This window comes from Ruegeria sp. HKCCA0370, assembly GCF_013033705.1.
Classification (GTDB): domain Bacteria; phylum Pseudomonadota; class Alphaproteobacteria; order Rhodobacterales; family Rhodobacteraceae; genus Ruegeria.
The window spans coordinates 50,936-74,452 of record NZ_WQEP01000010.1 but is presented as its reverse complement, the minus strand read 5'-3'; the positions used below and the strand labels follow the sequence as shown (position 1 = coordinate 74,452).

Below are 23,517 nucleotides of genomic sequence, written 5' to 3'. Positions count from 1 at the left end.
GTATGGCACAAGTTCTTGTCACATAGTCGTTTCAGGTCTCAAATGAAACACCTAGCGTGTAACCTGTCCGTCAGGTCCGGGTAAAGCAATTGAGCATCTGCAAGTCATAATAAGTAAAGATATGCTCAGATCGCATGCAAGCCGGAATTTGCCGCATTCCGTCTTTCCACGGCTGTGCTTCCCGGTTAGCGTCCGGCAGAGTCAATCAGGGAAGGACCCTTTCAATGAGCATCGCTGCAAAACTGGAAAGCCTCGGTGTCACGCTGGGCGACGCACCCGCTCCAGCGGCAAACTATGTGCCGTATGTACGTGTGGGCAATATCGTGTACGTGTCCGGCCAGATATCGAAAACGGATGAGTTGATCACCGGCAAGCTGGGCGATGATATGGATGTCGAAGCCGGAGCCGCAGCGGCGCGTGTCTGCGCGATCAATCTGTTGGCGCAGGTCAAGGCGGCCTGTGGCGGAGATATCGACAAACTGGTGCGTGTCATCAAGCTGACCGGTTTCGTGAACTCGACCGCAGATTTCACTGCGCAGCCGCAAGTGATCAACGGTGCATCCGACTTCCTGGTCGAAGCGCTGGGCGACGCCGGTCGCCACTCGCGTTCTGCCGTAAGTGCTGCGTCGCTGCCTTTGGGCGTGGCGGTCGAGATCGAAGGCATTTTCGAGATCGAATGATACCGCCCCTGCCAGCTGCGTTTTTGCAGGCCCCGATTGCTCATCGGGCGCTGCATGACGTCTCGAAAAACCGCCCGGAAAACAGCCGGGCGGCCATTCGTGCCGCCATTGATGCCGGATACGGGATCGAGATCGACCTTCAGCTGACATCTGATGATCGTGCCGTCGTATTCCATGATTACGACATGGGGCGTCTGACCGGCCAGCCCGGGCCGATCCGGCAGGTGTCGGCGGCGGCGGCGTCCGAATTGACCCTTCTGTATGGTGATGACGGCATTCCAACGCTGGATGAAGTGCTGGATATGGTCGCAGGCCGGGTGCCGCTTCTAATCGAGCTGAAGGATCAGGACGGCATTATGGGTATGAATATCGGTGCCCTCGAGCACGACACCGTGCGCGCATTGCAGGGCTATGACGGCCCGGTGGCCCTGATGTCCTTCAATCCAAACTCGGTTGCGGAACTGGCGCGGCTGGCCCCGCACCTGCCGCGCGGCATCACGACTTGCGCCTATGAGCCCAGTGTCGAGCTTCTGCCGCAAGACGTCTGCGACACCCTGCGCGACATTCCTGATTTTGAACGTGTCGGGGCCGGTTTCATCAGCCACGAGGCGGAAGATCTTTCCCGCCCGCGTGTGGCCGAACTGAAGGCGCAAGGCGTGCCGATCCTGTGCTGGACTGTCCGAACGCCCGAACAAGAGGCAGAGGCCCGCATGGTTGCCGACAATGTGACCTTCGAAGGGTATCTGGCTGCGCATTCAGCTTGAACCTTGCCGCTTCGGTCACAGATAAAGGGCTGGTGCGGAGGAAACATGGATCAGGCCCAAATCGAAGTTCAGGTCATTGGGTCTCTGTCGCGGATTTCAGCGGCCGAGTGGGATGCCTGCGCCTGCCCCGAGGCCGCCGATGGTGGGCGGCCCCTTGATCCCTTCACCACGCATCGCTTTTTGCTGGCGCTTGAAGAAAGCGGCTCGGTCGGGCGCGGTACGGGTTGGCAGCCGCAATACCTGACGGCCTTTCTTGACGGGATCCTGATCGCAGCGGCCCCGATGTATGCCAAATCGCACAGCCAGGGCGAGTACATCTTTGACCACAGCTGGGCCCATGCCTATGAAAGCGCAGGCGGGCGGTATTATCCCAAGCTGCAAATTGCGGTGCCGTTCACACCCGCCACCGGGCGGCGGTTTCTGGTGCGCCCGGGCTATGACAGGATCGGAATGGCGGCTTTGGTCCAGGGTGCCGTTCAACTGGCGGCCGACAATCAGGTTTCTTCGGTTCACGTGACCTTCTGTACAGAAGCCGAGGCCTTGGCCGGTGAGCAGATGGGGCTAATGCTTCGCAGCTCGCAACAGTTTCACTGGCTGAATGATGGCTACGCCGAATTCGATGACTTCCTTGCGGCCTTGTCCTCACGCAAGCGCAAGAACATCCGCAAGGAACGGGCGCAGGCCAATGGCTTTGGTGGTGAAATCCGCACATTGACGGGCGATGACCTGCGCCCGGAACACTGGGATGCGTTTTGGCGGTTCTATCAGGACACCGGGGCGCGAAAATGGGGCTCACCCTATCTGACGCGCCGGTTTTTTGACATCGCACAAGAGACGATGGCGAATGACATGGCCCTGGTTTTGGCTGAACGGGATGGTCATTCCATTGCGGGTGCGCTGAACTTCATAGGCCGCGAAACGCTTTTTGGGCGGTATTGGGGCTGCATTGAACATCATGCCTGCCTGCATTTCGAACTGTGCTACTATAGGGCGATAGATTTTGCCATTGCCCACGGTCTGGCCCGGGTGGAAGCGGGCGCTCAGGGCGAACACAAGCTGGCGCGGGGCTATTTGCCGACGCGCACGCATAGCTTGCACTGGGTCGGCGATCCGGGTTTTGCCGATGCCGTCAAAAAATATCTGGACGCCGAAGGCCGCGCAGTGGGAGAAGAGATCGAGATTCTGACGGATTACGGCCCGTTCAGGAAATCGAACCCGGAGGAACAGCAATGACTGAACTTTTGTCCGCCGAGACCCGTGGCCCGCTGCTGGATCCGCTGTTCAAAAACGGCTGGACCATGGTCGAAGGCCGCGACGCGATCACCAAGACCTTCATTTTCGACAACTTCGTGCACGCATTTGGCTGGATGACGCAAGTGGCGATCTGGGCCGAGAAATGGAACCATCATCCAGAATGGTCCAACGTCTACCGCACGGTCGAGGTGGTCCTGTCCACCCATGACGTAGGCGGCCTGTCGTCACTGGACGCCAAACTGGCCCGAAAGATGGACAGTCTGTGCTAGCGGTCGTTGCCTGACCCCTGGCCACCGGCAAGCGACGCAGCCGTGCCCATCTGCTTGAATTCCGCAGGTGTGACGGTGCCATCGCTGACATCGATGGACCTTGGGATACCCGTAGTCTTGTTCCCGATCTGGCGCACGCTGCGCGCCGCTGGGTTGATATCCAGACACCGGTTTTCATAGCAGGTCAAGCCAGACGGATTGATCTGGATGCGGGCCTGTCCGTCAGGCCCCGTCACCACGGGAGCTTGCGGAACGTCACAGGCCGCGGCCAGTGCCAAAGCACCCATTCCGATCCATTTCTTCATAGCAAGCTCCTTCAAGTGGGATTAGTCCAGTTGACCGTTGCCGTTCTGGTCTGCCGCGCCGAAATCTTCATTCATCTGTGCATCATATTCCGATCTTGAAATAAAGCTGTCCTTGTTGCGGTCAACATTCTGGAACTGCTTTATGTCCAGAAACGGCTTGGCCTCGGCCTGACCCAGTGTGCCGTTCTTGTCTTCGTCCATGGCCTGAAACGCATAGTCCGAAAAAGCGTCGAACTCGTCTTTGGACAGGAACCCGTCATTGTTTGCGTCGATGGCATTCAATTCTTTTTCATGCAGCTCGGCCAAGGTTTCGGCATTGGCCGCCGAGGCCAGGAATGCAGCTGTGAATACAAAAATCGCCCGTTTCATGTCCAATCTCCTCAGCATGCAAATCTTTGGCCTTCAATGCCACCGGCGGCAGCGCCGGCTGCGGTCAGGATCGTCTTGCCCGATCCGCCGCCGAACTGGTTGCCGATTGCACCGCCGATCAAGGCGCCGCCCAATGTGCCGCTGAGGCAGGCAATCTCGTGCTGTCGTGCGGCTTGCTGTTGCGGGGTTGGGGCCGGACCGCAGGCTGCCAAAAGCGCTGCGCCGGTCAGGATGGATGAAAATACCTTAAGTTTCATAAAAATCTCCCCAATTTTGTGCGACGAGTATTCGCGCATTGAGGCAGTGCTTCAAGTTAAATTGGGTTCACGCGGCCCCGGACAGACCGGGGCCGGCCAAATTCAGATCACCTCCAGCAGGCCTTCACCCGCCGAGATCCCGCAGGCACCGGGGTTTTCTTCCAGGTTCAGGGCCGTGATCTTGCCGTCCTCGACCAGCATCGCATACCGTTTCGAGCGCGCGAACAGGCCAACGGGCGGGGCGTCGAAATCCATGCCGATGGCTTTGGTGAATTCTGAGGCCGCGTCTGAAACCATGGTCAGTCCGGCCGCGGTCGCGCCGGTGGATTCACCCCAGGCCTGCATGACGAACGGGTCGTTGACCGACAGGCACATGATCTCGTCCACGCCCTTGTCGTCGAACTGCTTTTTGGTGCGAATGAAGCTTGGCACATGTGCGGTGGTGCATGTGCCGGTATAGGCGCCGGGCACAGCGAAGATGACAACCTTGCGCCCTTTTGTCTTGTCCGAAATCCGAACTTCCTCCGGCCCGTCGGCCCCCATCTGGATCAGTGTGGCTTCGGGCAGAGTGTCTCCTGTTGAAATCATTTTTCAGCTCCTGTCGTTTGGATTTGCAGAATTGGGCTAAGCCGCAATATAGGTGGTCAAATCAGAGAGACCACGGGAAAACTGCAGGGTGGGCAAAGCATGAGCCATATTGTCGTGATTGGCGCGGGTCAGGCAGGAGCGTCCTTGGTGGCGCGGCTGCGCAAGGACGGGTTCGACGGAGAAATTACTCTGATCGGGGCCGAGCCGCATCTGCCGTATCAGCGCCCGCCTTTGTCCAAGGCCTATCTTCTTGGAGAGATGGAGCTGGAGCGCCTGTTCCTGCGACCCGAAAGCTTCTATGCCGAAAACAACATCACTCTGCGGCTTGGCCAGCGCGTGACCGGCATCGACCCCAAGGCCAAAACGGTCACTGTTGGGGACGAAGTCATCCCGTATGACGAACTGGCGTTGACCACCGGGTCAGATCCGCGCCGCCTGCCTGCCGTCATCGGAGGCGATCTGGATGGCGTGCACGTGGTGCGCGACCTGGCCCATATTGATGAGATGGAACCCAAAGTGACCGAAGGCGCCCGCGCGTTGATCGTGGGCGGCGGTTACATCGGGCTCGAAGCCGCCGCCGTCTGCGCGAAACGCGGCGTCAAGGTCACCTTGGTCGAGATGGCCGACCGCATCCTGCAACGGGTGGCTGCGCCCGAAACCAGCGCGTATTTCCGCGCGTTGCACAGCGAATACGGTGCCGACGTCCGCGAAGGTGTCGGGCTGGATCGTCTGATCGGCGAAAATGGCAGGGTTGTGGGGGCCGTGTTGACGGACGGCACGACGCTGGACGTTGATTTCGTCGTGGTCGGTGTGGGCATCACCCCCTCTACCCAACTGGCCGAGATGGCAGGGCTCGAACTGGATAACGGCATCAAAACCGATGCCCATGGTCGCACGTCTGATCCGTCGATCTGGGCGGCGGGCGATTGCGCCTCTTTTCCGCATGGCGAAGGGCGTATCCGTCTGGAAAGCGTCCCCAACGCCATCGACCAGGCCGAAATCGTGGCGCAGAACATGCTGGGTGCGGCCAAGGATTATGTGGCGACCCCATGGTTCTGGTCGGACCAGTACGACGTCAAGCTTCAGATCGCGGGCCTGAACACCGGATATGACCGCGTGGTGACTCGCAAGGGCGAGGGTCAGACCGTGTCCTTCTGGTATTACAAGGGCGGCAGGCTGATTGCTGTGGACGCGATGAATGATCCGCGGGCATACATGGTCGGCAAAAGATTGATCGAAATGGGCAAGACCGCTGATCCCGAAGTCGTGGCAGACCCGAACGCGGACCTGAAACCGCTGCTCAAGGCGTGAGGATCATAGCCGGAGAATTCCGGGGCCGCGCCCTCGCCTCGGTCGGCAAGGGTGATGCGGGCGCGCATCTGCGCCCCACCACCGACCGCGTGCGTGAAAGCCTGTTCAATGTGCTCAACCACCAGATCGATTTTGACGGTTTGCGGGTGCTGGATCTGTTCGCGGGAACCGGTGCGCTGGGGCTCGAGGCGCTGTCGCGGGGGGCGTCGCATGTCACCTTCGTCGATGACGGGCGGGTGGCTCAGGGGTTGATACGCAAGAATATCGACCTGACCCGCAGCGCCGACCGTACCGACTTGTTCTGCCGCGATGCGACCCGGTTGGGCGACAACCCCGGCGCGCCATACGATCTGGTTTTTCTGGACCCGCCTTACGGGAAATCCATGGGGCAGAAGGCCGTCGCCGCCTTGGCCAATGGCTGGATCGCGGATGATGCATTGTTGGTTTGGGAAGAAAACGCCCCGATGCAGGCGCCGGCCGGGTTCACATTGCAAGACAGTCGCAAATATGGCGACACGCATATTTCCTTGATGTGGAAAGGTGTGCCAGGCTGAGACGATCCGCGCGGTTTGGCCGGCGGCCTGTGTTTGCAATGACGGGACAGCTTGGATAGGCCGAGCGCGAGGCACAGCAGGAATCCCATATGCACGATCTTGTCATTTTCGATTGCGACGGCGTTCTGGTGGACAGCGAGGTGATCTCGAACCAGGTGCTGGTGGACAATCTGGCGCATCATGGCCTGCATCTGGCACTGCGTGAATGCATGTCCTTGTTCGTGGGCGGAACCATGGTGGGGGTGCGGGACAAGGCCCGCGCGATGGGTGCCGTTCTGCCCGAAGACTGGATAGATCAGATCTATGCCGAAACCTATGACCGCCTGCGCGCAGGTGTGCCATTGGTCCCCGGTATCGCAGACCTGCTTGCGGGGCTGGATCAAAAGGGTATCCCCTGTTGCGTCGCGTCGAATGGCAGCCCGGACAAGATGAAGATCACTCTGGGTCAGAACGGGCTTTGGGACCGTTTCAAAGACGTGATGTTCTCGGCCCATGTGCTTGGCACCGGAAAGCCGGACCCAAAGATGTTCCGCCTGGCCGCCGAGCACTTTGGCGCAACGGCTCCGGTGGTGATCGAAGACAGTCACAGCGGTGTCACGGCGGCGATCCGCGCCGGCATGCGTTGCCTTGCTTATGCGCCTCATGGCGGCGGCGAAAAGCTGGCGGATCTGGGGGCCGAGGTGATCACGGACATGTCACAGGCGCATGGGGTGTTGGGACTTTGACTCGCGGTTGTGCTAATGTGCCCGCATGGACCGCACCCTGACACCTTTTGCCTGGACCTTTTCCAGTGACACCGAAGCCTCAACTGGCCCCGAGCGCAAACCTATGCGCGCGCCGGCCTTCATCCACGACGCGGTTACGCCGTGGGGGGCTGAAACGATGCTGCTGAAACTTCTACGTGAGCAGGCCGCTGATCAGGACGAATAAGTCGGGTGAAATTTGCCAGCGGGTGACAGGGTAAAGATATCGACCCCATCCGAGGTGACGCCCACCGAATGTTCGAACTGTGCCGACAGCGATTTGTCGCGGGTCACGGCTGTCCAGTCATCGGCCAGAGTCTTGGTTTCGGGACGACCCAGATTGACCATGGGTTCGATGGTAAAGAACATACCCTCTTCCAGCACGGCACCGGTGCCCGGGCGACCATAGTGCAGCACGTTCGGTGGCGCGTGAAACACACGACCCAGACCATGACCGCAGAAATCACGCACGACGCTCATCCGATGTGCTTCGACGTAGGACTGGATGGCATGGCCGATGTCACCAAAGGTATTGCCCGGCTTGACCATCTCGATGCCCTTGAACAGCGCGTCATGGGTCACCTGGATCAGCCGCTCCGCCTTGCGCGGCAGCTTGCCCGCCACATACATGCGTGAGGTGTCGCCAAACCAGCCATCGACGATGACGGTGACGTCGATATTCAGGATATCGCCGTCCTTCAGCTTTTTCTCACCGGGAATACCGTGGCAGACAACGTGGTTCACGCTGATGCAGCTGGCGTGCTGATAGCCTTTATAACCTATGGTGGCCGAGGTCGCACCGGCGTCTTCGACCATCTGCGTGATCAGCCCGTCAAGTGCGCCGGTGGTTTGACCGGGAAACACATGTTCTGCAATATCATCCAGAATCCGCGCCGCCAAAGCCCCTGCCGCGTGCATCCCGGCAAAGTCACCTTGTTCATAGATGCGAATGCCGTCCTTGGTCAGGCGGCCACGATGCTCTTTCATCGACGCTAAGCTCCAAATGTTGCGCGCAGCATTCCTTTTACGCTGCTTGTGCAGAAAGTACCAGAGGGCGAGTGTTCAGACTGCGTAAACCATGCGGGAAACTTGGTTCCGTTGGCTCAGGATTCAAGAGTAGGGGCTGCATTGCAGCATCTCGGACCCCACCGCCTCGACCGCAATCCGTACGGCTACTGGCTTGGACTCTTTTCACGGCAGGCGGATCAGTATCTAATGATTGCACTTTTTCTTGAGAAAATCAGGGAACCGGATGCATGTCACAGAAACGAGAATTGATCTCTAACGGAAACCCCATGGAAAGCATCGTTGGGTTCAGCCGAGCGGTTCGGGTCGGGAACTTCATCGCGGTCGGGGGAACCGCACCAGTCGATGCTGAGGGCAACACTGTGGGTGTCGGCGATGTCTATCTGCAAACCAGAAAGTGTTTCGAAATCATCAAAGATGCGCTTGAGCGTGCCGGGTCAGGGCTGCACGATATTGTCAGAACGCGTGTCATCCTGACCGAAATCGAAAACTGGAAACAGGCGATCGAAGCCCGAAAGCTGTATTGTCTGGATGCTCGCCCTGTAGATACTATCATGGCCATCGAACGATTTGTGAATCCCGAGTGGCTGGTCGAGATTGAGGTTGATGCTGTCGTTTCGGACTGACTCAGCCGGCCAAAATCCTCATTTCAGTCTGCACCCAAACCCCCGACGGCGTTATCCGCGTCCCGTAAACGATCCGTTCCACCCCTTGCGCCTGAGCCGCCTCAAACGCCGCCGTGTAGGCTGGATCAATATCGGCCGCCAAAGCAAACCGGTCGCAATCGGTTCTCTGAACCAGATACAGCATGATCGCCCGGTGCCCTTGCGCGGCCATCGCGGCCAACTCGCCCAGATGCTTGGTGCCACGGGCTGTGACGCTGTCGGGAAACTCGGCCAGTCCGGGCTGGCGTGACAGTGTCACGCTTTTCACCTCGACATAGGCATCCGGCAGGCCCGGCCCCGTCAGCAGGAAGTCGATGCGGCTGTTGTCGCCGTATTTCACCTCGGGCCGGACGGTGTCATAGGCGGCCAGTTCGGGAATCTCACCGGCTTCCAAAGCAGTGCGCAGCGCCCGGTTCGGGACCGAGGTATCGACCCCGGTAAAATGCCCGTTCTCGTGGTCCACCAGCCGCCATCCGAATTTCAGCTTTTTCTTCGGATCGTCGTTGGGTTCCAGCCAAATCTTTTCGCCGGGCTCGGCCAGCCCCATCATCGACCCCGGATTGGCGCAATGGGCCGTTACCTCACTCCCGTCCTCAAGCCTGCAATCGGCCAGAAAGCGTTTGTAGCGGCGGATCAGCCGGGCGGGGACAAGAGGGGTTTCAAATCGCATGGTTCAGGGCCTATACCTGCCCCTGAGAACGATCAAGAGGGGACAGCGCCATGGCCAATCCAACCGCAGCGATGCTGGTGATCGGGGATGAAATCCTGTCGGGTCGCACCCGCGATGCGAATATGCATTTTCTGGCGCAGGAACTGACCAAACACGGCATCGACCTGAAAGAGGTCCGCATTGTCAGCGATGACGCCCCTGCCATTGAAGCGGCCGTCAAAGCGCTGTCCGACGCCTATGACAATGTCTTCACCAGCGGCGGCATCGGCCCGACCCATGACGATATCACGGCCGATTGCATTGCCCGCGCTTTCGACACACCCATTGATGTGCGCGATGACGCGCGCGCGCTGTTGCAGGCCCATTACGACAAATCCGGGCTGGAACTGAATGCCGCCCGCCTGCGCATGGCGCGTATTCCGGACGGGGCGACGCTGATCGAAAACCCGGTTTCGACGGCGCCCGGGTTCACGCTTGCGAATGTGCATGTCATGGCAGGTGTGCCGTCGGTTTTTCAGGCGATGGTGGCGAGCGTGTTGCCAACATTGACCGGAGGCCGCCCTTTGCTGTCGCAAACTCTGCGTGTGGACCGCGGAGAAGGTGATATCGCCGCAACCCTGGCGGCCTTGGCCGAAGATTTCAGCGACCTGTCCATCGGGTGCTACCCGTTTCAGATCAACGGTGCCTTCGGGGCCAATGTGGTTGTACGCGGCACCGACGGGGGCCGGATCGACGCGGCCACCACCCGCCTGGCGAAAGAGCTTAAGCTTTGAGCAATAACTGGGCGGAAATAGTCGACGGAACCTGGCCCGCCGCACGCTATCAGCGGCTTGGCCCGTTTCTGCTGCGTGAGGGGCAGGGCGGAGGGTCGCGCGTGTCTGCGGCCAGTGCATTGGGCCCGGCCGATGAAGACGATATCGACGCCGCCGAGGCCGCGATGCTGGCCATGGGGCAAAAACGCATCTTCTGCCTGCGGCCCGGGGATGAAGCCCTGGATGCAATGCTGGCCCAGCGGGGATACGACATTCTTGACCCGGTCAACATATATGTCTGCCCCGTCTCTCGGCTGATCGATCAGCCGATCCCACCGGTCATGGTGTTTTCAATCTGGGAACCGCTTGAGATCATGCGCGAAATCTGGGCCTCGGGCGGGATCGGACCCGAGCGGATCGCGGTGATGGAACGTGCCAAGGGCCCCAAGACAGGATTTTTGCTGCGTCACAACGACAAACCCAGCGGCGTGGCTTTTGTGGCGATGCATGCAGACACTGCGATGGTCCACGCGCTGGAAGTGTTGCCCGAACACCGTCGTCAGGGGTTGGGCCACTGGACCATGCGTGCGGCGGCATTCTGGGCGCGTGATCACGGTGCGCAGAACCTCAGCGTGATCTGCACCAAGGCCAATGAGGGCGCCAACGGTCTTTATCGTGCCCGCGGGATGGAGATCGCGGGCGAATACCATTACCGTCATCTTGTCTGAACCGAAGAGGCCGCCGTGACACAAAAAGACATGCCTACCGCGCTGAACCTGCCCATGGTCGATCCGCTGCCGCCGGAAACGCAGAAATACTTTGATATCTGTGTCGAAAAACTGGGCATGGTGCCGAATGTGCTGAAAGCCAACGCATTCGATATCGACAAGCTGAACGCCTTCACCGCGATGTATAACGACCTGATGCTGGCTGACAGCGGGCTGACCAAACTGGAACGCGAGATGATCGCGGTCGTCGTCTCGTCGATCAACAAATGCTTCTACTGTCTGGTCGCCCATGGGGCGGCGGTGCGTCAGCTTTCGGGCAATCCGCAACTGGGCGAAATGCTGGTGATGAACTATCGCGTCGCCCCTCTGGAGCCGCGTCAACGGGCGATGCTGGACTTTGCCGCAAAGATGACCAACGCCAGCGCCGAGATCGAAGAGCCCGACCGCCAGCGCCTGCGCGATGCAGGCTTTTCCGACCGCGACATCTGGGACATCGCCAATGTCGCCGGGTTTTTCAACATGTCAAACCGGGTGGCCAGCGCGACGGCGATGGTGCCCAACGAAGAATATCACGCACAGTTTCGATGATTCGCGCCGCCGCCCTTGCTGCCCTGCTGATGACAGGACCTGTTGCCGCGCAGGACCTGACCCTGCCGGCCAGTGCCCGACAGATCAGCGACCGAACATCGCCACTGGACAGCTATGACCTGCCGACGGGGCCTTATGCAAATGGCTCGGTTCCCGCAGAAACGCGCGAAGGGCGCGTGGAGCGCTATACGTGGCGGCTTCAGGCGGGGTCGAGCACGACATTGCAGCTGCTGGCACCGTTGCGGGATCAGATCGAGGCGCAGGGCTACAAGATCCTGTTCGAATGCGACGCGCGGGTTTGCGGTGGTTTCGACTTTCGCTTTGGCACCGAGGTCGTGCCAACCCCGGACATGTATGTCGCCATTCAGGATTACCGTTTTTTGTCGGCCACCAAGGGGCCGGTTGCCCTTAGCCTGCTGGTCAGCCGCAATCCCCCGGATGGCTATGTTCAGATGATCCGGGTCACACCCCAGGACGCGCCGGACCCGGACCCTGTGGTGGTCGAGCAAGCTGTGGAAGGCTCGGTCGGGGTGTTGGAGGCATTGGCGACAACGGGCCACGTGATCCTGGATGATCTGCATTTTCCGACGGGCGAGGTTGCCCTGGGCGAAGGGCCGTTTGACTCGCTGACCTTGCTGGCAGGATACTTAACCGACAACCCGAACACACGCCTGGCGTTGGTGGGGCACACTGACGATACCGGTGCCTTACAGGCAAATATTGCGGTCAGCAAAAGCCGGGCCGAGGCGGTGCGAACCCGCTTGATCGATGCGCATGGCGTGGCACCCGACCGGATCGAAGCGCAGGGTGTTGGCTATCTGTCTCCGCTCACGTCGAATGCAACTCCGGAAGGGCGCGATCTCAACCGTCGGGTCGAAGCCGTATTGCTGGTCAACTGACCCACCACAGGTACAGCGGCAATCCGACGGTGATGTTGAACGGAAACGACACCCCCAGCGACAAGGTCAGATAGATCCCGGCCTCGGCCTTTGGAAGGGCGATCTTCATCGCGGCGGGAACCGCGATATACGAAGCCGAGGCTGACAGCACCATGAACAGGAACAAGCTGCCCTGTGGCAAGCCGATCAAGGCACCTACCGCCCAGGCCATAAATGCGCCGATCAGGGGCATCAAAACACCAAAGGCGAACAGGCCAACCGACAGCTTGTCTCGGTTGCTGATCAGGCTGCGCCCTGCCGACAAGCCCATATCCAGCAGAAACAGGCACAGAATTCCGGTGAAAGGCGTCACGATGAAGGGCGCGATCATCTGCATGCCTTCACCACCGGTGATGGCTCCGATCAGGAAGGCACCGGTAAGCAGCACGATCGAGCCGTTGGCCAGCAGATCGCGCCACAGCTTGTCATCCTTAACGCCATTGCTTCCGGTCTTGTGCGCCAACCAAAGCGCCGACAGGATTGCGGGCACCTCCATCGCAGCCGCAACGGCCACCATGAATCCGTCATGGGTCAGCCCCACCAGATCCAGCAGGCTGGTGGCTGTAACAAAGGTGACGATCGAGATCGAACCATAGTGCCCTGCCACCGCTGCCGCGTTCAGCGCATCCAGCCGTGTCATCACCCTGAGCAGGCCAAAGGCCACGAATGGGATGGCAAAGGACAAGGCGACACCGCCCAGCAGCGTCAGGAACAGTTGCAGATGAATGCCATGCGCGGCCAGACTGGCACCGCCTTTGAACCCGATGGCCAGCAGCAGGTAAAGCGACATGAACTTGGCCGCGCCCGCGGGAATGGACAGGTCACTGCGCACAAAGGCCGCCAGAAGCCCAAGAGCAAAAAACAGTATGGTCGGCACCAGCAGGTTGCTGGACAGTGTCTCGATCACTCCGGGCATAATTAACTCCTGATCCCTCGTTTTCGGGTTAGGTGCCTTGCAAAACTGATTTCGCCAAATACTATCTTTCTAAGTTATAAATAGTTTTAGGCTATGCAATGCGCCCGACATTACGACAGTTGGAATACATCGTTACGGTCAGTCGCCTTGGGCGATTCAGTTTGGCAGCCGAGGTGCTGAATGTCAGCCAGCCCAGCCTGTCGACGCAAATTGCGACTGTAGAACAAGAGCTTGGCGTTCGGATCTTTGAGCGTAACCGTGGTGGTATCCAGGTGACGGCGAAGGGAGAAGAGTTCATCTTGCGCGCACAGAAGATCCTGGCAGAGGTCAAGGACCTGCGCCACGCCATGTCGAACGATATGCCCGTCGGAGGACGATTGCGACTGGGGGTTTTGCCTTCGATCGGGCCTTATCTGTTGCCGCAAGCCATCAAACAGGTGCACCGGATTCGCCCCGGATTGCGCATTGCGGTGCGCGAGGAAAACACACTGGATCTGGAACAGGGTCTGAAATCCGGTCGATTTGATCTGATATTGTCCACGCCCGAAGACCATCCGAATACCGTGCAACACCGGTTGTTCAACGAACCTCTTTGGGTCGCCGTTGCCGTCGATGACGTTCTGGCGCGGGATTTGCAGGGTGTCAGTGCCACCGATCTTCAGAACCGGATCTTCCTCACCCTGGATCAAAGCCACCGCCTGTCGCGCATCGTCTATGCATTGGCGGCGGAATGCGGTGGGGTTGTTTCGGATGAGTATGAAGGCACGACGCTTGATTCCATTGTTCTGATGGCGGCTTCGGGTGTTGGTGTTGCGGTACTGCCTGATCTTTATGCTCGCAGACAGGGGATCTACCGCGACGAGGTGCGTTTGCGACCGCTGTCCATCGCCAATGCAAATCGCGATATCGCCCTGTTGGCACGCAGTTCCGAGACGCCACCGCCGGGTCAGAATGTGCTGACGGACAGCTTGCGCACTTCCGCCCGGTCCATGGGACTGTCAGTAATCGACCCGTAAAAAAAGCCCGCACTCTTACATGCGGGCCAAAGGTTGGTCTTCAGGGAGAAATTACCAGTCCATCGGACCCTTCCCGTGGAAGGAATCAACGAGGAAATCGATGAAGGCCCGCACTTTGGGTTGCGTAAAGCGGCCCGGCGGGTAGACAGCGTAAACGCCTTGAACTTCGTCAGGCAGGGACGGCATTGCATCGACAACCAGCCCGGCCTTTAGGGCTTCAGCGTAAAGATAGCTGGGCAGATATGCGATACCCAGGCCGGAAACCGCTGCGTTCAACAGGGATTGGCCATCATTGACACTCAACCACCCGGCGGTACGAACCTGACGTTTTTCGCCGGATGGCGCGGTCAGTTTCCAGACATTGCCCGAGGATTGGCTGGAATAATGCAGCAGCTTGTGTTCGTTCAGATCATCGATCTTCTGCGGCCGGCCGAACCTTTCGACATAACTGGGCGCGGCGACCATGCGTTTGACCGTCTCGGTCAGTTTGCGGGCGCGCAGTGTACTGTCTTCCAGCTCACCAATACGCACGGCCACGTCAAATCCTTCGGAAATCAGCTCGACATAGCGGTTGTTCAAAACCATGTTCACAGTGATGTCGGGGTAGGCTGCAAGGAACTCGGACAGAACAGGTGACAGGTGATTGACGCCGAAATCCGTGGCAACGCTGATGCGCAAAAGACCAGACGGGGCCGATTGCATTGACGTGACCAGTGAATCCGCTTCTCCGGCATCATTCAACACGCGCCGCGCGCGGTCATAATAGGCCAGCCCGATTTCCGTTGGTGAAACCCGGCGCGTGGTTCGGTTCAACAGCCGCGCTCCCAGGCGCGCCTCGAGGCTTGATACGTGTTTGGACACAGCTGATTTGGAGATGCCCATCTTTTTGGCCGCATCGGTGAAGCCACCCTGGTCCACCACATTGGCGAAGGCTTCCATTTCGGTCAGTCGGTCCATACTCGTTCCCCAGATCTTGATTTCCGTCCTGACTATGGCGCTGAATCTGGGCGGAAACGGGGCAGACATGGGATAATATCAGGGATTTGAATCGGATCGTTTGCGTATGGGAAACGTAGAAACAGTGGTTTCCAAACTCGCCTCAGGCATTGTGATGCTGTGTTTTTCAGACAATCGCGCTAAGATCTCACATTGAGAATGGCATTTTTGTGACCAGGGAGGAGATCATGAGAACCTTTTTCGCCATTGCTGCGCTTTGCCTTTCGGTGGGCTTTGCGCATGCCGGAGGAGAGACCCCATCGAATCCTGATGCAAAGGTCTATTTCGTCAACCTGTCGGATGGCGATACCGTGCAATCACCGGTCACGGTTGTCTTTGGCCTAAGCGGCATGGGCGTCGCACCCGCCGGAACCGAGAAAGAAAACACCGGGCACCACCACCTGTTGCTTGACCGTCCCCCGCTGGGTGAAGGCGAGGATGGCGCGGATGAGTTGGCAAATGGTTTGCCCGCCGACGATAATCACATGCACTTCGGAGGCGGTCAGACCGAAGTAACGCTGGATCTGGCGCCGGGCCAACACACCCTGCAATTGGTTCTGGGCGACGCCGGGCATGTGCCGCATTCCCCGCCGATTGTATCCGAGGTGATCACGATCACCGTGGAATAGCCGCAGGTCGTTGAAACCGTCCGTTCGGTTCATGTGATGGAAAGGCATTTACATTTTCGGCGCACTTAGTGAATCTGCCTGCATTTGCAGGGGGGTAATAATGTCGCTGGAATTCTTCGTCACATCATTGATTGTTGTTTTGCTGCCGGGTACCGGCGTCATCTATACTTTGGCTGTCGGTCTTGGGCGCGGGTTTCGCGCAAGTCTCGCCGCAGCCTTCGGATGCACACTTGGGATCGTTCCGGCGGCCTTGGCCAGCATCATCGGACTTGCAGCCTTGCTGCACACCAGTGCCGTCGCGTTTCAACTCATCAAATATCTTGGCGTCTTGTACTTGTTCTACATGGCATGGGGTATCCTGAAGGACGGCGGTGCCATGGATGTCGCGGCGGAGAAATCCGCAAAAAGCGACTTTGGAATTGCCGTGACAGGAACGCTGATCAACGTTTTGAACCCAAAGTTGTCGCTATTCTTCCTGGCCTTTCTGCCTCAATTCCTGCCGGCGAGTGCAGCAAATGCAGGAATGGAATTGGCCAAACTGGCGCTGGCCTTCATGGCCATGACATTTCTTGTTTTTGTCGGGTATGGCGCATGCGCCGCACTGGCGCGGGACTATGTGATCCGGCGCCCTGCTGTGATGGCGTGGATAAAGCGGTGTTTCGCAACCGCTTTTGGTGCCTTGGGTGCAAAGCTCGCGCTGTCGGACTGAAGACACTCTGAACGAGTGGCTTCAGAACTCCGCGGCAAGGCGTGTGCCCTGATTGATTGCGCGTTTGGCGTCCAGTTCCGCGGCCACATCCGCGCCGCCGATCACATGCGGGGTGATCCCGCGTTCGATCAGCGCGTCGGCCAGCGACCGCTCGGGCACCTGTCCTGCACACAGAACGATCGTATCCGCCTTGATGACGGTCGGATCGGCTCGCTCTTCTCCGAACGAGACATGCAGCCCCTCGTCGTCGATGCGTTCATAGTTCACGCCGCCGACGAAGTTGACATCCTTCATCTTCAGCGTGGCGCGGTGGATCCAGCCGGTGGTCTTGCCCAGCCCCTTGCCATGCGCCTGCTTCTTGCGTTGCAACAGCGTGACCTGCCGCTTGGGCGCCTCGGGCTGCGGGCCTTCGGGCGCCAGGCCTGCGCGGTGCTGCTCGGGGTCGGCGACGCCCCATTCCTTCATCCACAAGGGCAGGTCGGTGGTGGGCGAATGGCCTTCCTCCAACAGGTATTCCGACACGTCGAAGCCGATGCCGCCCGCGCCGATCACGGCCACCGATTTGCCCACCGGGGCCTTGTCGCGCAGCACGTCGACGTAGTTCACGACATTGTCGCTGTCCTCGCCCGGGATCTGCGGGTCGCGCGGGTTGACGCCCGTGGCGATCACCACCTCGTCGAACCCGACCAGATCGTCGGCGCCGACTTTGCGGCCCAGTTCGACCTTGACGCCCAGATCGTTCAGCATGGTGCGGTACCAGTCCACCAAGCCCCAGAACTCTTCCTTGCCCGGCACCTGCTTGGCCATGTTCAGCTGGCCGCCGATCTCGTCGGCTTTGTCAAACACGGTCACGTCATGGCCGCGCTCCGCCGCCGTCATCGCCGTGGACAGGCCCGCCGGACCCGCGCCCACGATGGCCACGCGCTTGGGCGTGGCGGCCTTTTCGATCACCAGCTCGGTCTCGTGGCAGGCGCGCGGGTTCACCAGGCAGGAGGTCAGCTTGCCGCTGAAGGTGTGATCCAGACAGGCCTGGTTGCAGGCGATGCAGGGCGCGATCCTGGCCGAGTCACCTGCCATCGCCTTGGCTACGAAATCCGCATCCGCCAGCATCGGCCGCGCCAGAGAGACCATGTCGGCACAGCCCTCGGCCAGCACCTGCTCGGCCACTTCGGGCGTGTTGATCCGGTTCGAGGTGATGACCGGAATCCCCACCTTGCCCATCAGTTTCTTCGTCACCCAGGCAAAGGCCCGGCGGGGCACCGATGTGGCGATGGTCGGAATCCGCGCCTCGTGCCAGCCGATGCCAGTGTTGATGATCGTGGCCCCGGCCTTTTCGACCGCTTGCGCCAGCTGCACCACTTCTTCGAAGGTCGAACCATTTGGTACAAGGTCGATCATCGACAGCCGGTAGATGATGATGAAATCGGTTCCCACCGCCGAGCGGGTGCGGCGCACGATTTCCAACGGCAGGCGCATCCGGTTCTCATAGGACCCGCCCCAGCGGTCGGTGCGCTTGTTGGTGTGGGTCACCAGAAACTGGTTGATGAAATACCCCTCGGACCCCATGATCTCGACCCCGTCATAGCCCGCCTTTTGGGCCAGCACGGCGGCGTTCACGATGTCGCTGATCTGTTTCTCGATGCCGTCCTCGTCCAGTTCGTTGGGGGGGAAGGGCGAGATCGGCGATTTCACCGGGCTGGGCGCCACGCATTTCGGCCCATAGGCATAGCGGCCCGCATGCAGGATCTGCATCGCGATCTTGCCGCCCGCGTGATGCACACGGTCGGTGACGACGGAATGGTTTGCCACATCCTTGTCGCTGGTCATCATTGCAGCCCCCGGCAGGACCGAGCCTTCGAGGTTCGGCCCGATGCCGCCCGTGACCATCAGCGCCACGCCACCGCGCGCGCGGGCGGCATAGAACTCGGCCACCCGGTTCCAGTCGCCGGTTTCCTCCAGCCCGGTATGCATCGAGCCCATCAGGACCCGGTTCTTCAACGTGGTAAAGCCCAGATCCAGTGGTGCCAGCATGTTTGGGTACACAGTCATGGCAAAACTCTCCCTCCTGAATTTGCGTGATAGATTGACGTTCGCGTAAACTTTGTCACGCGAAACCCCACGTCACCCTCTTTGCTGTTGCGCCGGTGATTGCTAGAGGTGGGCGAAACAACACGATGAGGCCGCGCATGACCCCCGAAGAAATTGCCAAACTGCCCTATCGCCCCTGCGTCGGGCTGATGCTGATGAACGATCAGGGCCAGATCTTCGTCGGCCAGCGCAACGACCGGTTCGAGGACGCCTGGCAGATGCCACAAGGCGGCGTGGACAAGGGCGAAGACCCTCGTGATGCGGCCTTGCGAGAGCTGTTGGAAGAAACCGGTGTAACCGGTGATCTTGTGGAAATCGTGGCCGAGACCGAGGGCTGGCTGCCCTATGACCTGCCGCATGACATCGTGCCCAAGATCTGGAAGGGCCGCTTCCGCGGGCAGGAGCAGAAATGGTTCCTGATGCGGTTTCTGGGAACCGACGACCAGATCGACATCGAAACAGACCACCCCGAGTTTACCCGCTGGAAATGGCAGGACCCCGAGCGCCTGATCGCCGAGATCGTGCCCTTCAAACGCGAGGTCTACGAGCGCGTCATGGAGGCCTTTCGTGGGTACCTGTGCTAAATAACGCTGTCGTAATTCCGCGGGGATCCCGGCTCAGGCATTCTGTTTTTCGTAGACAGGCGTGCCGTCGGGCTCATAGCCGATGACCCCCGGTTCCCACCACCAGATCGGGTTCGCCTTGAAACTGCCGCGCGCATCCAGCCGGTCGAGCAGCGCCGAAACCTTGCCATACCGGTCCAGCTTCAGATCCACCCCAAGCGGCCGGGCCTGCACGAAACGCACATGGGCGGCCAGAAAGATATCCTGCATCGACAGGTAGCCCGGCACGAAACCACCCTCGCCGGTCAGCCGGTCCTCCAGCCAGCCCAGGATATGGGCCAGCTTCTCGGCCGACCGCTGCAAATGCGCGTTCTGGTCTACGCTCACGCCGGACCATTTCATTTGCGAGATGGTCGTGGCCGCGTTTCCGAAGGTCTGGATGGTCGAGAAAACCAGCTTGTCCTGCCACTGCGCGTCCCCGGGCCGAAAGGCAAAGGGCGCCAGTTTCGGCGCGGCCTGCGGCCTGTCCGGATAGGTCGACAGCAGGTATTCGACGATGGTGCCGCTTTCCCACAGCACAAGATCGCCGTCCCAGAATGTCGGCACCTGCAATGTCGGAGTCGCCTGCGCGCGTTGCTTGGCGCTGGGCGTGGTGATTTCCTCTCGTCTTTCGTAATCCAGCGAAAGTTCGTCCAGAACGATCCTGACCGCCCTTGCAAATGGCGATCCCGTCGTGAACAGCAGTGCTCTCATGACGGCCCCCTTTTTTGATGCGAAAAACATAACGCCGTCAGAGCTAGCCCTGCCAGCAAAAAAGGGGCGTCGCGGCCCGGTGTTCAGGCCGCGCTCGCAGGGTCGAGCCGAATTTTTTCCCGAAGAAAGGCGCGGGAAACCCGCGTCCTCAAACCAACCCTTCTTCCCTCAGCAGCTCCAGCATGTTCGCCTCGGGGCGGGGGCCGATATGGCTGATGACCTCGCGGGCGCAGACATTGCCGATGCGGGCGCAGGTCTCGTAATCGCGTCCCGTCGCCATGCCGAACAGGAACCCGGCGGCAAACTGGTCGCCGGCACCCGTTGCGTCAACGGGGATGACCTTCTCGACCGGTACGTCAATGCGGGCATCACCGTTCATAACCGTCACCCCGTCACCCGAACGGGTGCAGACCACCAGCGGGCAGATCGCCGACGTGCGCCGCAGCGCCTCTTCCAGGTCGTCGGTCTCGAACAGGGATTTGATCTCGGCCTCGTTGCCGATCACGAAATCCAGCTCGTTTTCAATCAGCAGCAGGAAATCCACACGATGCCGTTCCACACAGAACGGGTCGGAAATGGCGATCCCGGCCTTGCCGCCACCCTTGTGACAGGCACGTGCGGCCTCAAGGAATGCCGCCTTGCCTTTTTCCTTGTCGAACAGATACCCCTCGAGAAACATGATCTGGCTGTTTCCTGCGACCTCATCCGGAACGTCCTGAGACGACAGTTCCGAGGAAATGCCCAGATAGGTGTTCATCGACCGCTCGCCATCAGGCGAGACAAAGATCATCGAGCGTGACGTGGGCAATTCGCCACCCGGAACAGGCGGGTTCACGAAGTCGACGCCATCTTCGTTCATCGCATCTGCATAGAACCGGCCCAGAGCGTCATCGTGTACCCGGCCGATAAACGCTGCATCCAGCCCAAGCGCGCCTGCGCCCGCAATTGTATTAGCTACTGAGCCGCCCGGCGTTTGAACTCGGCTTTCCATCGAGGCGTACAGCACCTCGCCGCGTTCCTGTTCGATCAACTGCATGATGCCTTTTTCGATGCCCATCAGCTCCAGAAAGCTGTCATCGGCCTGGGAAATCACGTCCACAACGGCATTTCCGATGCCGGTCAGTTGATAAGTCTTCATAGGGTTTTGTCCTCGAATTGGCAGAGATCACGGATGATGCAGGTCGGGCATTGCGGCTTGCGCGCCTTGCAGTGGTACCGGCCATGCAGGATCAGCCAGTGATGCGCATGAAGTTGAAAGACAGCGGGAATATTGTCTTCGATGGCGCGTTCGACCGTGTCCACATCCTTGCCGGGGCAAATACCGGTGCGGTTGCCGACGCGAAAGATATGGGTGTCCACCGCCTGCGCCGGTTGCCGCCACCACATGTTCAGAACCACGTTGGCCGTCTTGCGGCCCACACCCGGAAGGGATTGCAGGGCAGCCCGGGAATTGGGAACCTCGCCACCATATTCGTCAACCAGGATACGGCTGAGCTTGATGACGTTCTTGGCCTTCTGGCGGAACAAGCCAATGGTCTTGATGTGCTCGATCAGGCCGTCCTCGCCCAGATCCAGCATCTTTTGCGGCGTGTCGGCGATCTTGAACAACTCGCGCGTCGCCTTGTTGACGCCCGCATCCGTGGCCTGCGCCGAAAGGGCCACGGCGACGACCAGAGTATAGACGTTCACATGCTCCAGCTCGCCCTTGGGTTCCGGGTCGGCCTCTTGAAAGCGCGTGAAAATCTCGCGGATCGTATGATAGTCGAGTTGCTTTGCCATCCGGGCCTTAATGCCGTCCACCGCGCCCTGACACAAGCACAAAGCCAATGCGCAAGTTCCGGGTCGCGGCAGCGTGGCCGTCGCGCTATGGTTTTGTCAGATGATGAGGTGGAACCATGAACGTCCAGACCCCAGAAAGCGGTTATCATTACAACGTCATGCGCCGGGCAATCGAGTTGATCGATCAGGGCGGTGAAGGCCTGAGCCTTGATGAACTGGCACGCCAGATGGATATGAGCCCGGCCCATTTCCAGCGTTTGTTCTCGCGTTGGACCGGAGTGTCACCGAAACGGTATCAACAATACCTGACGCTGGGCCATGCGAAGGCATTGTTGCGTGAACGGTTTACGACATTGGAAACGGCCCACAATGTGGGCCTGTCCGGCAGCGGGCGTCTGCATGATCTGTTCCTGAAGTGGGAATCGATGAGCCCCGGCGAATATGCCCGCAAGGGCGAAGGCCTGACGATCTATTGGGGGTGGTTCGAATGCCCCTTTGGCCCTGCGCTGGTCATGGGGACCGACAAGGGCATCTGCGGCATCGCCTTCGGTGCCGAGACCGGCGAAGAGGCCGCGATGGAAGATATGATCTCGCGCTGGCCCAGGGCAACGTTTGTCGAAGATCCGATGCGCCTGCGTCCTTGGGCGCTGAGTGCTTTTGGCGCTGCCAGCGACCGGTTGGAGCCGACACCGGTTTTCCTGATCGGATCACCTTTGCAAATCAAGGTGTGGGAAGCGCTGATGCATATCCCGTCCGGGCAGGTCACGACCTATTCCGAGATCGCCCAGCGAATCGGCTCGCCGCAAGCCGTTCGCGCTGTGGGAACGGCAGTTGGCCGCAACCCGGTCAGTTGGTTGATCCCCTGCCATCGGGCATTGCGCAAATCAGGGGGTCTGGGGGGCTATCACTGGGGCTTGCCTGTCAAGCGTGCCATGCTGGCCTATGAGGCGGCGCAGGCAGACGCCTGATTGACATACGGCCCGGCCGCTGCCAAAAGGCACCTCAGGTTCGGGTCCCCTGCCGTTCGCGGCCATTGGCTTTGGTGAAACCCGGTTTGAAAAGCATCTGTTGCCCTTTCCCGGCGCGCGGATGGAAATGCGAGCCCCGTCCTGACTTCGCGCCCGTTTAAGGAAACGAGGCACATGATGACACGATCCCGAACCGTTGCTCCGATTGAAGAGCTGAAAGCGCAGGCGAGACGCCTGCGGGAAGACTTGAAAACGAAGGGCGTTTCGCTGTCGCACAGTGCGGCATTGGAACTGCTGGCCCATCAGCATGGCGTTCGAGACTGGAACACTTTGCACGCAATGGCCGGAAACCGGATGCATCTGCGCGTGTGTGATCGGGTCGAAGGGCGCTATCTGGGTCAGGCGTTCACGGCCGAAATTCGCGGTCTGACCATGCTTGGCGATGGCGCGCGTCGCCGAGTGACCCTGCATTTCGATACGCCGGTAGATGTGGTGCGCTTTGACAGCTTTTCTGCATTTCGACAGCGCGTCACCGGAGAGATTGGGTGGGACGGTCAATCCCAGCGCCGCACGTCCGATGGCGTGCCCCAGCTTGTAGTGCGGCCCCTATAGGGGGTTGCGGGCGGGGCCAACCGCGTT

The 23,517-nt window shown here is 59.8% G+C and carries 31 protein-coding genes; 19 read left to right on the top strand and 12 right to left on the bottom strand.

Features of this window, described 5'->3' with window-relative positions; translation table 11 throughout:
- Positions 1-224 precede the first annotated feature (224 nt).
- From GOW31_RS18225 to GOW31_RS18210, 4 genes are read left to right on the top strand one after another with little or no spacing between them, the layout of a single operon-like run.
- Positions 225-680, top strand: a complete 456-nt coding sequence (locus tag GOW31_RS18225; RefSeq protein WP_171172046.1) for a RidA family protein — start codon at positions 225-227, stop codon at positions 678-680.
- The gene (locus GOW31_RS18220; RefSeq protein ID WP_171172044.1) at positions 677-1,444 is read left to right on the top strand and encodes a glycerophosphodiester phosphodiesterase family protein; all 768 of its coding nucleotides are present in this window, start codon (positions 677-679) and stop codon (positions 1,442-1,444) included. Before GOW31_RS18225 ends, GOW31_RS18220 begins: the two co-directional genes overlap by 4 nt.
- A gap of 45 nt (positions 1,445-1,489) precedes the next feature.
- Complete coding sequence (locus GOW31_RS18215; RefSeq protein WP_171172042.1) at positions 1,490-2,677, top strand: GNAT family N-acetyltransferase; 1,188 nt, start codon at positions 1,490-1,492, stop codon at positions 2,675-2,677.
- Entirely contained in the window at positions 2,674-2,967 is a 294-nt protein-coding gene (locus tag GOW31_RS18210; protein ID WP_152459417.1) for a 4a-hydroxytetrahydrobiopterin dehydratase, read from the top strand. The genes GOW31_RS18215 and GOW31_RS18210 overlap by 4 nt, the downstream gene beginning before the upstream one ends.
- Here the strand turns inward: GOW31_RS18210 and GOW31_RS18205 are convergent.
- The 4 genes from GOW31_RS18205 to GOW31_RS18190 form a co-directional block, all read right to left on the bottom strand.
- Entirely contained in the window at positions 2,964-3,272 is a 309-nt protein-coding gene (locus GOW31_RS18205) for a hypothetical protein (protein ID WP_171172040.1), read from the bottom strand. The two genes, GOW31_RS18210 and GOW31_RS18205, sit on opposite strands and share 4 nt — an antisense overlap.
- Positions 3,273-3,293: 21 nt before the next feature.
- Complete coding sequence (locus tag GOW31_RS18200) at positions 3,294-3,641, bottom strand: hypothetical protein (protein WP_171172038.1); 348 nt, start codon at positions 3,639-3,641, stop codon at positions 3,294-3,296.
- 11 nt (positions 3,642-3,652) lie between these two features.
- Entirely contained in the window at positions 3,653-3,898 is a 246-nt protein-coding gene (locus GOW31_RS18195; protein ID WP_152459414.1) for a glycine zipper 2TM domain-containing protein, read from the bottom strand.
- A gap of 102 nt (positions 3,899-4,000) precedes the next feature.
- Positions 4,001-4,486 carry a peroxiredoxin gene (locus tag GOW31_RS18190; RefSeq protein WP_152459413.1) on the bottom strand — a complete coding sequence of 162 codons (486 nt, stop codon included), beginning with the start codon at positions 4,484-4,486 and terminating at the stop codon, positions 4,001-4,003.
- Positions 4,487-4,585: 99 nt separating this feature from the next.
- Here GOW31_RS18190 and GOW31_RS18185 point away from each other — a divergent pair, with 99 nt between their 5' ends.
- The 4 genes from GOW31_RS18185 to GOW31_RS18170 all read left to right on the top strand — a co-directional run bounded on the left by GOW31_RS18185 (position 4,586) and on the right by GOW31_RS18170 (position 7,281).
- Positions 4,586-5,797 (top strand): NAD(P)/FAD-dependent oxidoreductase, encoded by a 1,212-nt coding sequence (locus GOW31_RS18185; protein ID WP_171172036.1) that lies wholly within the window; start codon positions 4,586-4,588, stop codon positions 5,795-5,797.
- The gene (rsmD, locus tag GOW31_RS18180) at positions 5,794-6,351 is read left to right on the top strand and encodes a 16S rRNA (guanine(966)-N(2))-methyltransferase RsmD (protein ID WP_171172034.1); all 558 of its coding nucleotides are present in this window, start codon (positions 5,794-5,796) and stop codon (positions 6,349-6,351) included. Before GOW31_RS18185 ends, rsmD begins: the two co-directional genes overlap by 4 nt.
- A gap of 89 nt (positions 6,352-6,440) precedes the next feature.
- Positions 6,441-7,076 (top strand): HAD family phosphatase, encoded by a 636-nt coding sequence (locus GOW31_RS18175; protein WP_171117131.1) that lies wholly within the window; start codon positions 6,441-6,443, stop codon positions 7,074-7,076.
- Positions 7,077-7,101: 25 nt separating this feature from the next.
- Entirely contained in the window at positions 7,102-7,281 is a 180-nt protein-coding gene (locus GOW31_RS18170; RefSeq protein WP_171117133.1) for a hypothetical protein, read from the top strand.
- Here the strand turns inward: GOW31_RS18170 and map are convergent.
- A complete protein-coding gene (gene map / locus GOW31_RS18165) occupies positions 7,269-8,081 on the bottom strand; it encodes a type I methionyl aminopeptidase (protein ID WP_152459408.1) in 813 nt (270 codons plus the stop codon). The two genes, GOW31_RS18170 and map, sit on opposite strands and share 13 nt — an antisense overlap.
- Positions 8,082-8,350: 269 nt before the next feature.
- On the opposite strand from map, the gene GOW31_RS18160 reads away from it, so the two are divergent.
- Positions 8,351-8,746: a RidA family protein gene (locus GOW31_RS18160; RefSeq protein ID WP_254441757.1), complete on the top strand. Its 396-nt coding sequence runs from the start codon at positions 8,351-8,353 to the stop codon at positions 8,744-8,746.
- A 1-nt stretch (position 8,747) separates the two neighbouring features.
- On the opposite strand, the gene sfsA is transcribed toward GOW31_RS18160, so the two are convergent.
- On the bottom strand, positions 8,748-9,455 hold the full coding sequence (gene sfsA, locus GOW31_RS18155; protein WP_171172032.1) for a DNA/RNA nuclease SfsA: 708 nt from the start codon (positions 9,453-9,455) through the stop codon (positions 8,748-8,750).
- A 50-nt stretch (positions 9,456-9,505) separates the two neighbouring features.
- Between sfsA and GOW31_RS18150 the strand changes: the two genes are divergently transcribed.
- The 4 genes from GOW31_RS18150 to GOW31_RS18135 are packed head-to-tail and all read left to right on the top strand — an operon-like array spanning position 9,506 to position 12,422.
- Positions 9,506-10,228: a molybdopterin-binding protein gene (locus GOW31_RS18150; protein ID WP_171172030.1), complete on the top strand. Its 723-nt coding sequence runs from the start codon at positions 9,506-9,508 to the stop codon at positions 10,226-10,228.
- Entirely contained in the window at positions 10,225-10,935 is a 711-nt protein-coding gene (locus tag GOW31_RS18145) for an N-acetyltransferase (RefSeq protein WP_171172028.1), read from the top strand. The genes GOW31_RS18150 and GOW31_RS18145 overlap by 4 nt, the downstream gene beginning before the upstream one ends.
- Before the next feature lie 30 nt (positions 10,936-10,965).
- Positions 10,966-11,523, top strand: coding sequence for a peroxidase-related enzyme (locus GOW31_RS18140; protein ID WP_171172182.1), 558 nt, complete (start codon positions 10,966-10,968; stop codon positions 11,521-11,523).
- Positions 11,520-12,422 carry an OmpA family protein gene (locus tag GOW31_RS18135; protein ID WP_171172026.1) on the top strand — a complete coding sequence of 301 codons (903 nt, stop codon included), beginning with the start codon at positions 11,520-11,522 and terminating at the stop codon, positions 12,420-12,422. The genes GOW31_RS18140 and GOW31_RS18135 overlap by 4 nt, the downstream gene beginning before the upstream one ends.
- On the opposite strand, the gene GOW31_RS18130 is transcribed toward GOW31_RS18135, so the two are convergent.
- Positions 12,415-13,377: a sodium-dependent bicarbonate transport family permease gene (locus GOW31_RS18130; RefSeq protein ID WP_171117141.1), complete on the bottom strand. Its 963-nt coding sequence runs from the start codon at positions 13,375-13,377 to the stop codon at positions 12,415-12,417. The two genes, GOW31_RS18135 and GOW31_RS18130, sit on opposite strands and share 8 nt — an antisense overlap.
- Before the next feature lie 98 nt (positions 13,378-13,475).
- On the opposite strand from GOW31_RS18130, the gene GOW31_RS18125 reads away from it, so the two are divergent.
- Positions 13,476-14,393 carry a hydrogen peroxide-inducible genes activator gene (locus GOW31_RS18125; protein ID WP_171172024.1) on the top strand — a complete coding sequence of 306 codons (918 nt, stop codon included), beginning with the start codon at positions 13,476-13,478 and terminating at the stop codon, positions 14,391-14,393.
- Positions 14,394-14,444: 51 nt separating this feature from the next.
- Here the strand turns inward: GOW31_RS18125 and GOW31_RS18120 are convergent, their stop codons facing one another.
- On the bottom strand, positions 14,445-15,350 hold the full coding sequence (locus tag GOW31_RS18120; RefSeq protein ID WP_152459401.1) for a LysR family transcriptional regulator: 906 nt from the start codon (positions 15,348-15,350) through the stop codon (positions 14,445-14,447).
- A 227-nt stretch (positions 15,351-15,577) separates the two neighbouring features.
- On the opposite strand from GOW31_RS18120, the gene GOW31_RS18115 reads away from it, so the two are divergent.
- The gene (locus GOW31_RS18115) at positions 15,578-16,018 is read left to right on the top strand and encodes a DUF4399 domain-containing protein (RefSeq protein WP_152459400.1); all 441 of its coding nucleotides are present in this window, start codon (positions 15,578-15,580) and stop codon (positions 16,016-16,018) included.
- A 100-nt stretch (positions 16,019-16,118) separates the two neighbouring features.
- A complete protein-coding gene (locus GOW31_RS18110) occupies positions 16,119-16,727 on the top strand; it encodes a LysE family translocator (RefSeq protein ID WP_171172022.1) in 609 nt (202 codons plus the stop codon).
- Positions 16,728-16,748: 21 nt separating this feature from the next.
- Here the strand turns inward: GOW31_RS18110 and GOW31_RS18105 are convergent, their stop codons facing one another.
- Positions 16,749-18,776 (bottom strand): NADPH-dependent 2,4-dienoyl-CoA reductase, encoded by a 2,028-nt coding sequence (locus GOW31_RS18105; RefSeq protein ID WP_171172020.1) that lies wholly within the window; start codon positions 18,774-18,776, stop codon positions 16,749-16,751.
- Between the two features lie 137 nt (positions 18,777-18,913).
- On the opposite strand from GOW31_RS18105, the gene GOW31_RS18100 reads away from it, so the two are divergent.
- On the top strand, positions 18,914-19,399 hold the full coding sequence (locus tag GOW31_RS18100) for an RNA pyrophosphohydrolase (RefSeq protein WP_171172017.1): 486 nt from the start codon (positions 18,914-18,916) through the stop codon (positions 19,397-19,399).
- 33 nt (positions 19,400-19,432) lie between these two features.
- On the opposite strand, the gene GOW31_RS18095 is transcribed toward GOW31_RS18100, so the two are convergent.
- The 3 genes from GOW31_RS18095 to nth form a co-directional block, all read right to left on the bottom strand.
- A complete protein-coding gene (locus GOW31_RS18095) occupies positions 19,433-20,131 on the bottom strand; it encodes a glutathione S-transferase family protein (protein ID WP_171172015.1) in 699 nt (232 codons plus the stop codon).
- A gap of 148 nt (positions 20,132-20,279) precedes the next feature.
- The gene (locus GOW31_RS18090) at positions 20,280-21,269 is read right to left on the bottom strand and encodes an adenosine kinase (RefSeq protein ID WP_171172013.1); all 990 of its coding nucleotides are present in this window, start codon (positions 21,267-21,269) and stop codon (positions 20,280-20,282) included.
- On the bottom strand, positions 21,266-21,910 hold the full coding sequence (gene nth, locus GOW31_RS18085; protein ID WP_171172011.1) for an endonuclease III: 645 nt from the start codon (positions 21,908-21,910) through the stop codon (positions 21,266-21,268). The genes GOW31_RS18090 and nth overlap by 4 nt, the downstream gene beginning before the upstream one ends.
- 116 nt (positions 21,911-22,026) lie before the next feature.
- On the opposite strand from nth, the gene GOW31_RS18080 reads away from it, so the two are divergent.
- Both GOW31_RS18080 and GOW31_RS18075 read left to right on the top strand, forming a co-directional pair.
- Positions 22,027-22,878: a bifunctional helix-turn-helix domain-containing protein/methylated-DNA--[protein]-cysteine S-methyltransferase gene (locus GOW31_RS18080; RefSeq protein ID WP_171172009.1), complete on the top strand. Its 852-nt coding sequence runs from the start codon at positions 22,027-22,029 to the stop codon at positions 22,876-22,878.
- Positions 22,879-23,055: 177 nt separating this feature from the next.
- Positions 23,056-23,490 (top strand): glyoxalase superfamily protein, encoded by a 435-nt coding sequence (locus GOW31_RS18075; protein ID WP_171172007.1) that lies wholly within the window; start codon positions 23,056-23,058, stop codon positions 23,488-23,490.
- Positions 23,491-23,517 lie beyond the last annotated feature (27 nt).